We start from the raw sequence: 13,624 nt of genomic DNA, 5'->3' as shown, positions 1-13,624 counted from the left end.
GCTCAAACAGGGATGGCATCGGAGCTTCTCTTTCGCGCTGCGCCATGGCAATGCCGGGCTCCGATTAGCGCCAATTATCATAGGTCAGGTGAAATAAGCCATACAATACGGTAAAAATACCTGGCGCAATGCAGCATAACATCGACCGCAGGGGCGGTGCGCCGGGTTCGAGGGACCTTGCCGGCTACTTGCGGCACATCGCGCAGCATTACTCATGACCCAGCCACTTGCCATCGACTTCGAACAGGTTTTCATGCACGCGCCCATCGGCATGTGCGTCTCGCACAATCGCATCATCCAGCAGGGCAACCTGGCGATGGCGGCGATGTTCGGCTACGAGGTGGAACAGTTGCGGCAGACGTCCTTCCAGGAAATCTATCCCACCGCCGACGAGTTCGAACGCACCGGCCTGCGCCTGGTCCCCATCCTCAATGAAAAGGGGTTCTATTCGGACGAGCGCATCATGAAGCGTTCCAACGACGAGATGTTCTGGTGCCATGTCACCGGCCACGCCCTGAACCGCGACAACCCGCATGCCGCCGGCATCTGGACCTTCGAGGACGTGAGCGCCAAGCGCCCCATCGCGCCCGGCCTGACGCCACGCGAACGCGAGATCGCCGCGCTGCTGGTGGAAGGCAAGACCAGCAAGCTCATTGCCCGCCAGGTGGAACTGAGCCCGCGCACGGTGGAAATGCATCGCGCCCGCCTGATGCGCAAGTTCGCCGCCTCCACCTCCTCCGAACTGGTACACAAGCTGCTCAGCATCACCCCCTGAACGGGTCCGACCCTGGTCTGACCTGCTCCGCTCAGAACGGTTGCCCGGCGAAGCGCTGGGCCAGGAAATCAAGCATGGTGCGCAAGGTCGCCGGCATATGCTTGCGCGAGGCGTAGACGCCATACATCCCCAACTGCAGCGGCTCGAAGTCCGGCAGCAACTGCACCAGCCGGCCACTGGCCACCAGCGGCGCCACCGCATAGGCCGGCATGTGGCCGATACCGACTCCGGCCAGCACCGCCTGCAGCAGTACCGTCACTTCATTGGCACTGATGCTGCCGCCCACGGCCACGCTCTGGCTCTGCGGCGCTGTCCTTTTCTTGCCGCCCTTTCCAGTTGCCTTCTTCGGATCGAACTGCCACAGGCTACGCCCCACATAGGAGTGGGTCAGGCAATTGTGCAGGGCCAGTTCTTCCACCTTGCGCGGGGTGCCGTGGTGGGCCAGGTAATCCGGCGCGGCGCAGATGATCGAGCGGCACACGCCCAGCGGTCGGGCAATGAGGTTGGGTTCCAGCCGGTTGGTCATGCGGATGGCCAGGTCGATGCGTTCTTCCACCAGGTTCACCGTGCGGTCCAGCGCCAGCAGGTCCACCGCCACACCGGGATAGCGGCGCCCGTAGTCGACCACCGCCTGGATCAGCTGGGTCTGCGCAAAGGAGGTGCTGGCGGTGATGCGCAAAAGCCCACGCGGGGTTTCGTCGGGCGTGTCCAGCGCGTGGCGCATGTCATCGGAAAACTCCAGCATCTGGCGGCAACGCGGCAATATCTCGTTGCCGGCCGGCGTGAGCGACAGGCGCCGCGTGGTCCGGTGCAGCAGGCGCGCCCCGACCCAGTCCTCCAGCTCGGCGACATAGCGCGACACCACCGGCCGCGACAGGTCCAGCTGCCCGGCCGCCGCCGACAGGCTGCCGCCGTCCACCACCGCCACGAATACCTGCATGGCCATCAAGCGATCCATGGTGCCGCCTTTCGATCTGCACGTTTTTGGAAACAAATTGTGATCGATTATGCTGTTTTTCGAAAACAAAAGCGATCCTATGATGGCGACTGTGCGACACCCTGTGCCGCTCCTCGTGCTCCCATCACCACCTCGAAAGGAAACCTCATGAAAATCGCACTCATCGGCGCCTCCGGCAATGTCGGCAGCCGCATCGTGGACGAAGCCCTGCGTCGCGGCCACAATCTCGTCGCCATCGCCCGCGATGCCGGCAAGATCGCCCAGCGCACCGGCGTGACCGTGGTCGCGGCCGACGTCAAGGACGCCACCAGCCTGGCATCGGCCATCAAGGGCGCCGACGTGGTCGTCTCCAGCGGCCGTTTCACCAGCTTCGGCGCGGCCGACCTGCTGCCGGCCGTGAAGGCGGCGGGCGTCAAGCGCCTGGCCATCGTCGGCGGCGCCGGCAGCCTGGAAATCGCGCCTGGCAAAGCCCTGATCGACACTCCGGAATTCCCGGAAGAATACAAGCCGGAAGCCGCCGGCGGCCGTGACTTCCTGAACGCCCTGCGCGGCGAGCAGGAACTGGAGTGGAGCTTCCTGTCGCCCTCGGCCCTGTTCATCGCCGGCGAACGCACCGGCCAGTTCCGCCTGGGCCAGGACCAGTTGCTGGTCGGCGCCGATGGCAAGAGCTGGATCTCCTATGAAGACTTCGCCGTCGCCCTGCTGGACGAACTGGAACAACCGAAGCACGTCCGCGCGCGTTTCACGGTAGGCTACTAAGCCAGGCAATACCCCGGGCCTGATGGTGAAACATCCTCAGGCCCGACATCGATTCATCCAAGAGGAACCCCATCATGACCACCCCCGCCACCGCTCACGACACCGTGCTCCACTACATCCACGATCCGCTGTGCGGCTGGTGCTATGGGGCTGCGCCGCTGGTGGCCGCAGCCCGCGCCGTACTGCCGGTGCAGGCGCATGGTGGCGGCATGATGGCCGGCCGCAACCGCCGCCGTGTCGACGCGCAGTTGCGCGACTACGTGATGCCGCACGACCATCGCATCGCGCAGATGACCGGACAGGCATTCGGCGAGGACTATTTCAATGGACTGCTCAAGGACACCGATGCCGTCTTCGATTCGGCGCCACCGATAGCCGCCGTGCTGGCGGTGCAATCCATCCAGGGCGAGACAGCCGGACTGGACATGCTGGCGGCCATCCAGCGTGCGCATTACCAGCAGGGACGACGGATTTCGGAGGTGAGCACGCTGACCGAACTGGCCCAGGCGCTGGGCATTGACGCTGCTACCTTCGCTGCCGAACTGCAGCGCGTGGAGCAGGAAGAACTGGACAACCACATCGCGGCCAGCCGTGAATTGCTGAACTACGTCGGCGGACGCGGCTTCCCGACCTTCATCTTGCAGCGGGGCGATACGCTGGAAGTGCTGGACGCCGGTCGCTGGCTGGGGCAGGCCGAGCAGTGGGCCGCCTACCTGCGTGACGAAACCGGCACGACCAGCACGACATTGCCAGCGCAGGAAAGCACGCCGCCCCAATGCGATGTGCAGACCGGCCGCTGCGACTGATCACGACCGTCAGACCGGCAAGCCCAGTGCGCGCAATTGCAAGCGGGTCTGCTCCGCCTGGACGTGATGAATGCCCTGCCAGCCCAGCGCCCGGCAGGCGTCGATATTCTTTTGCGCGTCGTCGATGAAGACCAGCTGCTGCGGCTGCAGTGCCGGCAGGTGGCGTCCATAACGCTCCAGCGCGATCTCGTAGATGCGCGGCTCGGGCTTGATGCAACGCTCGTCGCCTGACACGACGATGTCCAGGAACAGCTGCATGAAGTCGTGATTGTCCCGTGCATGCGGATAGGTCTCGGCGGACCAGTTGGTCAGGCCGAATACCGGCACCTGCTGCGCATGCAGTTCACGCAGCAGCGCCACGCCCTCGGGGAGCGGTCCGCGCAGCATCTCCACCCAACGACCATAGAAGGCCCGGATCAAGGCTTCGTGCTGCGGATGCTGCCGTACCAGCAGCTCGGTCGCATCGGCCAGCGTGCGACCACCATCCTGCTGTACGTTCCATTCGGGTGAGCAGATATGGGTGAGGAAATGGTTGCGCTCTTCTTCATCGGCGATCAGCTGGCGATACAGATGCTGGGGATTCCAGTCGAACAGTACGCCGCCGAAATCGAAGACGACGGCGCGGATGCCGCTTGGTGCTGAAAAAGTCATGGTGGATGTCCTGTCAAATGGTCTGGAAGGCTTTCCGTCGCGTGGTCTGAAACGGTCCGATCACCGCACGCCGACGCCGTCGAGGAACAGGTCGATCAAATGGGCGATCCGCGATTTTGTCGCACTGCCTTGTTCGATGCTGAGGGAAATCGCAGTCACCATGCAGACGAGATCCTCGACCGAGACGTCCCGCCGAATGGCGCCCGCCTTTTGTGCGCGCAAGAGCAGGCGTTGCGCTTCCTCGCCGCTGGCGTGACAACCCGGTGTGCCGCTCTTGAGGACCGTACCCAGCGCCGCCGCCAGCCCCCGGTAGTGCGACGCATGCGCCACGAGATCCTTCACGAAGGCGCGCACGGAAGCATCGGGGTCGAGCTTGTCGTCACGTCCCCGGCTCGCCTCGGCCAGCGCCATCAGGCGCTCATCGTTGGTTGCGGCAAGCAGCGCCTCCCGGGTGGGAAAGCGGCGATACAGCGTGCCGATCCCGACTTTGGCGCGCTTGGCGATGTCGTCGAGCGAGGCATCTGCTCCCCGTTCCAGGAACACTTCTTCGGCTGCCGCAAGGATGCGCTCGCGATTGCGCGCGGCATCGGCCCTTAACGAGGGTTCTTCTGTCAGGGGGAATTTGTTCGTCATATTCAAATGCGCTTGCAAAAGTGGATGATATCTCCACATAATAAGTGGAGCAATTCTCCACTTATGAAAGGGACAAAGATGGCAAAGCGATTCGACGACAAGGTTGTGGTGGTCACCGGTGGCAGCGAAGGCATTGGCCTGGCCACCGCCAAGCTGTTTGCAGCCGAGGGCGCCCGGGTCTATGTGACCGGTCGCAGGGCCGACAAACTTGATGCGGCAGTCCGGGAAATTGGCCACGGTGCGGTCGGTGTATCAGGGGATGCTGCCAATCCAGGCGATCTGGATCGCCTCTACGCACGCATCCAGGCGGAGCAAGGAAGACTCGACGTGCTCTTCGCCAACGCCGGGACCGCCTCGGCCGATGCCAAGCCACTGGGACTGATCGATGAAGCGGACTTCGATCAGATCTTCAATCTGAATGTACGCGGATTGCTGTTCAGTGTGCAAAAGGCGCTGCCCTTGATGTCCTCAGGCGGCGCAATTGTCCTCAATGGTTCCGTGGCCGGGGTCAAAGGCTTCCCGGGACAATCGCTGTACAACGCGAGCAAGGCCGCTGTGCGCTCCTTTGCGCGCAGCTGGACCGCGGATCTGAAGGACCGTCAGATCCGCGTGAATGTGGTGGCGCCTGGAGGAACCGAGACCCGCCTGATGCGTGACTACCTTGAAGCGCGTCCTGGGGTGGAGGACGCACTCAGGCAGCTAATCCCCGCAGGACGCCTGGGGGAACCGGATGAAGTAGGACGTGCGGTACTGTTCCTGGCGTCGCCCGAGAGCAGTTACATCGCCGGTGTCGAGTTGTTCGTCGATGGTGGTTCCGTCGCCGTGTGAGACAGTTGGCTGCGCTTGTTCATCACACTTCGCCCGTCAATTCTGCGCACTTGATCCATAACTGCTCGGCACGTACCGGATCGAACGCATAGGGGCGTACGCCCGCGCTGAAAGCGCTGACGACGGCATCGTCAGCAAGCGGGGCAGCGATTGCGCAGTCTTCGCAGTAACGTCCGCCGATGGTCTCGGCATCCGCGACGACGCCGGCCCAAAGCGTCGTCGCGGCGCCTTGTGCGGGGGTCTTGACCTCGAAGGGCGCATTTCCCAGCGCCAGGTGTTGTTCATGCATCGAGGCAAAGGCACTCTCGAACACTTCAGGCGCGATATTGCGCGTCAGCTCGGTCAGGATGACACCCGGGTGGACGCTCGCCGCGCGCACGCCACGATGTCGATGCCGCGCGTCGAAGGCCACGGCCAGCAAGGCGTCGCCGGTCTTGGAGCGGCCGTATGCAAGCCAGGGATCGTAAGGGGTATGCGTGAAGTTCGGATCGTCGAGATCGACATCGCCGAACCGGTGCCCGTTGGAGGAGAGCATGATCAGTCTTGCTCCCGCTACCATCAGCGGTGCCAGCCGGTGGACCAATACGAAGTGTCCCAGGACGTTGGTGCCGAACTGGAGCTCGAAGCCATCCGGCGTCACGCCGAAGGGTGGGGCCATGATGCCGGCATTGGCAATGACGAGGTCGAAGGTTTTTCCTGCGGCGACCATGCTGTCGGTCACGGCTCGGACCGATGCCAGATCGGCAAGGTCCATCCGGATGATCTCAAGGCTGCCGCCTGAGGCTTCTGCCGCATCCCGCACCACCTGCGTGGCGCCACGTGCCTTGTCGAGGTCGCGCACGGTGCCGATGACGTCGGCGCCATGGGCCACGAGGGCGCGGGCCGTCTCGATTCCCAGCCCTGCCGAGACACCCGTGATGAAGACCCGTTTGCCGCGCAGGTCCGTGCCGGCCAATACTTCATCCGTTGTCGATTTTGCGTTGAAATGTGCGCTGTTCAAGATGTTCTCCTGTTGAGTTCAGAGGCATGCGACACCGCATGCCTCTTGCCAAGATACGCTTTGGGCTTGACGGATTTTCGCCAAAACAGCGCAATTTATCGCCTGATCCGCTCAATTCATTGAACATGTCCGATTCAGCTGGCACACTGAAGATATGAAAGATCTCCTTCATCAAATGAGCCGCCGCGTACTGCGCCACGAAGACCCGAAGAGCCTGGACACAGCCATTCCGCGACTGGCCGTCGGCGTCTTCCGGCAAGCGGAGCCGAGCATGATGGCCATCGGCGCCGGCGTATGCCTGATCTTGCAGGGCGCCAAGCAGATGATGGTGAACAAGAAGATGCTGCGCTACAGTGCGGGCGCCTGCTTCGCTTCGCTGATCGATTTACCGACGACCTGTTGCATATTCGAGATGGAGGGCGACCAGCCCTACGTCGGCACCGGCCTGACGCTGGACCACGGCATCCTCACCTCCCTGATCGCCGACATGCCGGCCGCCCCGCACAAAAAAGAGCCGGCAGCCTTCAACATCGAGCGGGTCTCGCGCGACGTACTTGAAGCCTGGGACCACTTGCTGGCCCTGCTGGATACGCCGGACGATATTGCCGTGCTGGCCGCATCGCGTGAGCGCGAGCTCATGTACCGGCTGTTGCAAAGCCCGCACGGACCGTTGCTGCGGCAAATCGGCCGCGAGGAGGGACGACTGACGCAGGTCAGAAAAGCGATCGACTGGATGCGTCATCACTACGATGAATCCTTCCCGATCAAGACCGTCGCCGACATCGCTGGCATGAGCATTGCGTCCTTCAACCGCCACTTCCGCGCGGCCACCTCGATGAGCCCCCTGCAATACCATAAGACGCTGCGACTGCAGGCGGCCCGACGTCTGCTGGCCTCTGACGTGGACGCCACCCGGACCGCCTACGCGGTGGGATATGAAAGCCCGTCGCAATTCAGCCGTGAATATTCCCGATTGTTCGGCCATCCGCCGAAACGGGATGCTTCCCGCCTGCGTGAAAATCTGGTGGATGTATCCAATGTCGTCGTTTGATGCTGCTGGCCATCCCTGGCGCATCACACTGGCCCGGCGCAGTGTGGGCATTGGCGCTGCTGGGCATGAGAGCATGGTGCCATTGGGGCAGCCGGACTTCCGCGCTATCGATCTTGCGCATGGGTGGCTGCCATGGATGAAACCCGTCGGGTCAGCCACCAGAACAGCAACGCCAGCAGGCTGACCGCGGCACCCAGCAGGCATACCGCTTGCCAGCCCGCATGGGCATAGGTGGCCGTCGCGCCGATCGCTCCCAGGCCGCTGCCGACGGCATAGAACAGCATGTAGAGACCGATCAGGCGACTGTAGGCGTCGCGCCGGGTCAGGAAAATCATGCTCTGGCTGGTGACGTGGAGCGCCTGCGCGCCTATGTCGAGCAAGATGATGCCGACCACCAGCGCCACCAGCGACCACGCCATCAAGGACAGCGGCCACCAGGCCAGCAGCAGGAGTACCAGTGCGACGGCACTGGTACGCTCTCCCTGTCCACGGTCGGCCCATTGCCCGGCACGCGCGGCGGCCAGTGCACCGATGGCGCCGACCAGGCCGAAGGCGCCGATGGCGGTATGTGAAAACCCATAGGGTGGCGCGCTCAAGGGCAGCACCAGGGCGCTCCAGAAGATATTGAGTGCGGCGAACATCAACATGGCCAGCACACCCCGGACTTGCAGGACCTTTTCCTGCAGCAGCAGCGTGAGCATGGAAGCGATCAGACGCAGATAGCCCATTTCGTCGGGCACGGCGGCCAGGGCCGGAAGCCTTCTCCACAGCGGCAGGGCAATGGCCAGCATCAGCGCGGCAGCGGTCAGGTAGACACCGCGCCAGCCTGCGAGGTCGCTGACGCCTCCCGCATAGACCCTGGCCAGCAGCAGACCGACGAACACACCGCTTTGTGCCGCGCCGACAACCCGCCCTCGTTCATGCGCAGCCGAAGCGCTGGCGGCATAGGCGATCAACCCCTGTGTCATCGCCGTACCCAGCAAGCCGACGGCGAGGACGCCGATCAACAGGACCGGCGCGCTCTGGGCCAGACCGACGACCACCAGCGCGACCACCAACGCCAATAGCTGTATCGCCATGAGACGCCGTCGATCCATCCGGTCACCCAGCGGCACCAGCAGCAACAAGGCCACCGCGCAACCGATCTGGGTCGCGGTGACGACGCCGCCGATAGCAGCGTGGCTGATGCCGAAGTCTCTCGAAAGGGCATCGAGCAGCGGTTGCGCGTAATAGACATTGGCCACGCTCAGGCCGCTGGCGATGGCGAACAGCCATAGCATGCTGCGCGGCATATCGGCGCGCCGGACCGGTGCAGCGACTCGGTTCGGCGCTGACGCCGGAGTATCCTTGATCATGGCATTCATCCAATCTGGTTGCAAATCGAAACTCATTGAATGCTAGATGATGTGGTTTTATAATGCAACCAGATTGATCACCGTCCCGGCTCGGGGAGATGCCATGCCAAACAATAGCGTCCTGACTGACGAACCCTGTCCCGTTGCGCGCAGCGTCGACGTGATCGGGGATCGGTGGTCCTTGCTGATCGTGCGCGATGCTTTCGACGGCGCTTGTCGCTTCGGCGAACTGCAGCGCAATCTGGGCGTGGCCCGCAACATCCTCTCCGACAGGCTGCGCAAGCTGGTCGAAGCCGGCATCCTCGACATGCAGGCCGCCTCGGATGGCACGGCCTATCAGCAATACGTACTCACCGCCAAGGGCGAAAGCCTGTTCCCCGTCGTGGTGGCGCTACGGCAATGGGGCGAGCAACATCTGTTCAAGCGCGGCGAACGCCATTCGGTGCTCATCGACAAACGCACCGGCAAGCCGATTCCGCTGATGAAGCCGACCGCCAGGGACGGCGGCGGATTGCCCCCCAGCGCGACCGAAGTACGAAAGCTCGCCTGAGCGAACCAAGCCATTGCTATTCGGCCCTGCTTGGACTATGGTTGTATTACGCAACTATATGAAAGCTGCGGCAACGGGCCGTCTTCATGTCGTCGAGGACTCCGCAAGGCTTCACGCATGGCCTTGCCGACCTGTTGCGCTTCAATTTGCCGCGAAACCCGATGACTGGCGGCGTCGATCAGGGAGAATCCATGCAAACGGCGAATGTGCTTTCGCGGATCGGCTTCGTGGGAGCGGGCCGCGTCGCCCAGACACTGGCGGCCGCCTTCGCCCAGGCGAGGCATCGCGTGGCGGCGGTGCATAGCAGAAGCGATGCCAATCTCGCCCAATTCCATGCGCGCTGTCCCGAGCCCATCATGGCCGGCTCGCCTCAGGAAGTCGCTGAACTATCCTCTCTTGTCTTCTTGACCGTGAGCGATGATGCGATCAGGCCGGTCTGTGAAGAGGTTTCGTGGGCAGCCGGGACAGCCGTCGTTCACTGCTCCGGCGCCACGGAAGTATCGGCCCTGGTGAGCGCCAGGCAAGCCGGCGCCCTGGTGGGAGGATTTCATCCCATGCAGATGTTCGCCAATCCCGATGTCGCTCTGGCCGGGCTGCCGGGATGCACGGTCGGGATTGAGGCCGAAGAAGGCTTGCTGGCGACATTGGAGTCCTTGGCGAAAAGTATCGGATGCGTCCCGTTGCCGCTCCCCGCCGGTATCCGCCCGCTCTATCACGCCTCGGCCTATTACGTCGGCCCCTTCCTGATCGCACTGTTGAAAGAGGGGGCCAAGCTGTGGGCGGGCTTTGGCGCATCTGAGCGGCAGTCCATGGCGGCCCTGATACCGCTTCTGCGAGGCACCGTGGCGGCCGTGCAGGATGCCGGCCTGGCCAAAGGAATGGGGGGATGCATCGCACGTGGGGATATGGGAACGATCCAGAAACATCTGGCTTCGCTGGAGCACGTGGATTCAAGCGCCGCCGACCTGTACCGCAAGCTGGCACTGCGCAACATTCCCCTGGCCTTGGAGCGCGGCAGCATCGATCCGGGACGGGCAAGGCAGATCGAGACACTGCTCGACAGCACGGACAAGCCGGTTCGATAGTGCCTTGCGGCCGGGACCGTTCTGGTTACACCCGCGGCTTCAAGTGGTGCCTGTTGCGCACGATAGAAGGCCTACAGCCCCCGCAGGAAATCAAACAACTCCGGCACATCCGCATACCCCACATTGAAACGGAAGCTGGTCTTGTCCGGTGCCGACAGATGGAAGAAATCCCCTGGCGCCAGCCAGATGCCCTTCTGCCTGGCGCGGTCGGCGATCTCGCGGGCCGACAGGTCGCAGCTCTCGATGGTGGCCCAGGTGAACATGCCGCCACGCGCCGGCGTGAAAGGTGTCAGGCCGGCGTCGCTCAACTTGGCGTTGAGAGTGGCCTGGGCGTTGAGCAGGGTCGCATTGAGGGTCTGCACATGGCGCCGGTGATGGCCTTCGGTGAGGACGTTGTGCACCAGTCGTTCGTTGATCTCCGAATTGGTCAGCGTCAGCACCATCTTGGTATGTACGATCTGCCGCGCCAGTTCGCGCTGGCAGGCGATGTAGCCCACCCGCAGCGAAGGCGCGATGGTCTTGGAATAGCTGCCCACGTAGATCACCCGCTGCAGGCCATCCAGTGCGGCCAGCATGGGGTCGGTGGCCTGGCCGAGTTCGCGGAAGATGTCGTCTTCCACCACCCAGAAGCCATGCCGCTCGGCCGCCTGCAGCACACGCATGGCGCAGGCCGGGGTGTAGGAGGTGCCGGTCGGGTTCTGCAGCACGCTGGTGGTGAAGAACATCTTGGGCCGGTGCACCCGGGCCAGCGTTTCCAGCTGCTCGGTATCGACCCCGCCCGGAGTACGCGGCACGCCGATCACGTTCAGCCCGGCCAGGCGCAGCATGGCGATCAGGTTGCAGTAGCCGGGGTCGTCGATCATGACCGTGTCGCCGGGCTGGGTCATGGTGCGGATGACCAGGTCGAGGGCCTGGGTGGCGCCGTGGGTGGTGAGCACCTGTTCGATGCCCAGCTCCAATGCCCAGTGGCCGAGGAATTGCGTGATCAGCTGGCGCAGCGGGGCATAGCCGTAGGGGTGGCCATAGCCCACCTGCTGCGCGCCGGGCGAGCGGATGATGCGACGCTCGGCCTGGTGCAGGCCTTCGTCGTTGAGCCACTTGCCGGGTAGCCAGCCGCAACCGGCCTTGATGGGCACGCGTTCATCGGCAAACATTTCCGAGAGCAGCCAGGCCGAGTCGATCACCGGTTCATGCGGGACGAACACGGCGCGAGCGCCCGTCTGGCCAGCGCGTGCGGCCACGAAGAAGCCGGCGCCACGGCGTGCCAGCAACATGCCGCGTGCCACCAGTTGTTCATAGGCTTCGACCACGGTGGAGGCACCGATGGCGTGGCTCTGGGCGAACTGACGGACCGAGGGCAGGCGTTCGCCGGAGCGCAGTTCGCCGGCCTCGATCAACCCGGCCAGGCCGTCGGCGACCTGCTCGACCAGGCGGGCCGCGGTATTGCGTTGCAGATCGAGTTGCAGGGGCGCTCGCGGGAGCTTGGCCATGCTGATCCTTTCGGGCGAGATGCCGCCCATGATGTCCACTGCATTGCTGCAATCGGAAGATGTGTGTTGTGAAAACCTGAACTGTATTGCTCCGCCGACGGCGGCGAGGCGGACTCACCATTGTGCTCCCCTCCCCTTCTGAATAAAGGCTGCTGGGCCATCGACGCCAGTCGGCCGGGCAATGTCGTTCCCGGCGGATAGCTCAATACAGTTTATCGCACTGAACAATACAGTTTCAGATCAAAATCAAAAGTGTAGCTAACAATACTGCCAGTGTCTGGCAATAATCAAGCACTCCCTGCTGGTTTCTCCTTTTACCTTTTCCATCGGTGCCTGCCATGTCCAGTCAAGACCATTCGCATCCTTCCAGCCTGTCGGCCTACTGGATGCCCTTTACCGCCAACCGCAACTTCAAGGCCGCGCCGCGCATGCTGGTCTCGGCCGAGGGCATGCATTACCGCGATGACGCCGGCAATGCCATCCTGGACGGCACCGCCGGCCTGTGGTGCGTGCCGCTGGGCCACGCCCATCCCAAGATCGTCTCGGCCGTGCAAAAGTCGGTGGCCACGCTGGACTACGCGCCCTCCTTCCAGCTGGGTCACCCCAGCGCCTTCGAACTGGCCGAACGCCTCAAGGCCTATACCGGCAACCGCTTTGCCAATGTGTTCTATACCGGCTCCGGTTCGGAAGCGGTGGATACGGCGCTCAAGATCGCGCTGGCCTATCACCGCGCCAAGGGCAATGCCACCCGCACCCGCCTGATCGGCCGCGAGCGCGGCTACCACGGCGTGGGCTTCGGCGGCATGTCGGTGGGCGGCATCGGCGGCAATCGCAAGACCTTCAGCACCGCGCTGCTGCAGGGTGTGGACCACCTGCCGCACACCCATAACCTGGAAAAGAACGCCTTCACCAAGGGCGAGCCGGAATACGGCGCGCACCTGGCCGACGAGCTGGAACGCATCGTCGCCCTGCATGACGCTTCCAACATCGCCGCCGTCATCGTCGAGCCGGTGGCAGGTTCCACCGGCGTGCTGATCCCGCCCAAGGGTTACCTCAAGCGTCTGCGCGAGCTGTGCACCAAGCACGGCATCCTGCTGATCTTCGACGAAGTGATCACCGGCTTCGGCCGCCTGGGTACGCCGTTCGCCTCCGACTATTTCGATGTCGAACCGGACATCTTCACCACCGCCAAGGGCCTGACCAACGGCGTGGTGCCGATGGGCGCGGTGTTCGTGAAGAAGGAAATCCACGACGCCTTCATGAACGGCCCGGACGGCATCGAGCTCTTCCACGGCTACACCTATTCCGGCCACCCGCTGGCCTGCGCCGCCGGCCTGGCTTCGCTGGACGTGTTCGAGACCGAAGGCGTGTTGGACAATGCCCAGGCCGTGGCCGACTACTTCCAGGAAGCGGCGCACGCGCTGCGCGGCCTGCCGCATGTGATCGACGTGCGCACCATCGGCCTGATCGCCGGTATCGAACTGTCGTCCATCCCGGGCCGCGTCGGCGCCCGTGCCTATGACGCCTTCGTGCGCGCCTTCAACGACGGCATCCTGATCCGCGTGACCGGCGACATCATCGCCCTGTCGCCGCCGCTGATCATCAACAAGCAGCAGATAGACGAACTGTTCGGCAAGCTGGCGGCCATCCTCAAGACCCTGGCCTGATCCCTCACTACGACGC

At 63.6% G+C, this 13,624-nt stretch carries 14 protein-coding genes; 8 read left to right on the top strand and 6 right to left on the bottom strand.

What is annotated here, in order from left to right:
- The first annotated feature begins 214 nt into the window (after positions 1 to 214).
- The gene (locus HWE04_RS15630) at positions 215 to 775 is read left to right on the top strand and encodes a PAS and helix-turn-helix domain-containing protein (RefSeq protein ID WP_006461143.1); all 561 of its coding nucleotides are present in this window, start codon (positions 215 to 217) and stop codon (positions 773 to 775) included.
- A gap of 31 nt (positions 776 to 806) precedes the next feature.
- On the opposite strand, the gene HWE04_RS15625 is transcribed toward HWE04_RS15630, so the two are convergent.
- On the bottom strand, positions 807 to 1,733 hold the full coding sequence (locus HWE04_RS15625; protein ID WP_241812973.1) for a LysR family transcriptional regulator: 927 nt from the start codon (positions 1,731 to 1,733) through the stop codon (positions 807 to 809).
- A gap of 147 nt (positions 1,734 to 1,880) precedes the next feature.
- Between HWE04_RS15625 and HWE04_RS15620 the strand changes: the two genes are divergently transcribed.
- Both HWE04_RS15620 and HWE04_RS15615 read left to right on the top strand, forming a co-directional pair.
- A complete protein-coding gene (locus HWE04_RS15620; protein ID WP_241812972.1) occupies positions 1,881 to 2,492 on the top strand; it encodes an NAD(P)-dependent oxidoreductase in 612 nt (203 codons plus the stop codon).
- A 74-nt stretch (positions 2,493 to 2,566) separates the two neighbouring features.
- Positions 2,567 to 3,298, top strand: coding sequence for a DsbA family protein (locus HWE04_RS15615; RefSeq protein WP_241812971.1), 732 nt, complete (start codon positions 2,567 to 2,569; stop codon positions 3,296 to 3,298).
- A 9-nt stretch (positions 3,299 to 3,307) separates the two neighbouring features.
- Here the strand turns inward: HWE04_RS15615 and HWE04_RS15610 are convergent, their stop codons facing one another.
- Positions 3,308 to 3,949 carry an HAD family hydrolase gene (locus HWE04_RS15610; protein WP_166757992.1) on the bottom strand — a complete coding sequence of 214 codons (642 nt, stop codon included), beginning with the start codon at positions 3,947 to 3,949 and terminating at the stop codon, positions 3,308 to 3,310.
- 60 nt (positions 3,950 to 4,009) lie between these two features.
- On the bottom strand, positions 4,010 to 4,582 hold the full coding sequence (locus HWE04_RS15605; RefSeq protein WP_006461138.1) for a TetR/AcrR family transcriptional regulator: 573 nt from the start codon (positions 4,580 to 4,582) through the stop codon (positions 4,010 to 4,012).
- A gap of 78 nt (positions 4,583 to 4,660) precedes the next feature.
- On the opposite strand from HWE04_RS15605, the gene HWE04_RS15600 reads away from it, so the two are divergent.
- Positions 4,661 to 5,410, top strand: a complete 750-nt coding sequence (locus HWE04_RS15600) for an SDR family NAD(P)-dependent oxidoreductase (RefSeq protein WP_241812970.1) — start codon at positions 4,661 to 4,663, stop codon at positions 5,408 to 5,410.
- Positions 5,411 to 5,432: 22 nt separating this feature from the next.
- On the opposite strand, the gene HWE04_RS15595 is transcribed toward HWE04_RS15600, so the two are convergent.
- Entirely contained in the window at positions 5,433 to 6,410 is a 978-nt protein-coding gene (locus HWE04_RS15595) for an SDR family NAD(P)-dependent oxidoreductase (protein ID WP_241812969.1), read from the bottom strand.
- 154 nt (positions 6,411 to 6,564) lie between these two features.
- Here HWE04_RS15595 and HWE04_RS15590 point away from each other — a divergent pair, with 154 nt between their 5' ends.
- Complete coding sequence (locus HWE04_RS15590) at positions 6,565 to 7,461, top strand: AraC family transcriptional regulator (protein WP_039873686.1); 897 nt, start codon at positions 6,565 to 6,567, stop codon at positions 7,459 to 7,461.
- A gap of 104 nt (positions 7,462 to 7,565) precedes the next feature.
- Here HWE04_RS15590 and HWE04_RS15585 read toward each other — a convergent pair whose 3' ends face one another.
- A complete protein-coding gene (locus HWE04_RS15585) occupies positions 7,566 to 8,825 on the bottom strand; it encodes an MFS transporter (protein WP_446719235.1) in 1,260 nt (419 codons plus the stop codon).
- Between the two features lie 94 nt (positions 8,826 to 8,919).
- On the opposite strand from HWE04_RS15585, the gene HWE04_RS15580 reads away from it, so the two are divergent.
- Positions 8,920 to 9,366, top strand: a complete 447-nt coding sequence (locus HWE04_RS15580) for a winged helix-turn-helix transcriptional regulator (protein WP_006461133.1) — start codon at positions 8,920 to 8,922, stop codon at positions 9,364 to 9,366.
- An 86-nt stretch (positions 9,367 to 9,452) separates the two neighbouring features.
- Positions 9,453 to 10,451 (top strand): Rossmann-like and DUF2520 domain-containing protein, encoded by a 999-nt coding sequence (locus HWE04_RS15575; RefSeq protein ID WP_241812968.1) that lies wholly within the window; start codon positions 9,453 to 9,455, stop codon positions 10,449 to 10,451.
- 71 nt (positions 10,452 to 10,522) lie between these two features.
- On the opposite strand, the gene HWE04_RS15570 is transcribed toward HWE04_RS15575, so the two are convergent.
- Complete coding sequence (locus HWE04_RS15570) at positions 10,523 to 11,941, bottom strand: aminotransferase-like domain-containing protein (protein WP_241812966.1); 1,419 nt, start codon at positions 11,939 to 11,941, stop codon at positions 10,523 to 10,525.
- A 338-nt stretch (positions 11,942 to 12,279) separates the two neighbouring features.
- Here HWE04_RS15570 and HWE04_RS15565 point away from each other — a divergent pair, with 338 nt between their 5' ends.
- Entirely contained in the window at positions 12,280 to 13,608 is a 1,329-nt protein-coding gene (locus HWE04_RS15565) for an aspartate aminotransferase family protein (RefSeq protein WP_006461130.1), read from the top strand.
- The last annotated feature ends 16 nt before the right edge of the window (positions 13,609 to 13,624 follow it).

The sequence above is a fragment of the Herbaspirillum sp. C7C2 genome, from assembly GCF_022627865.1.
Taxonomy (GTDB): domain Bacteria; phylum Pseudomonadota; class Gammaproteobacteria; order Burkholderiales; family Burkholderiaceae_D; genus Herbaspirillum; species Herbaspirillum frisingense.
Note: the sequence above shows the minus strand (reverse complement) of the source record. Positions and strands in the feature narration are given on the sequence as shown.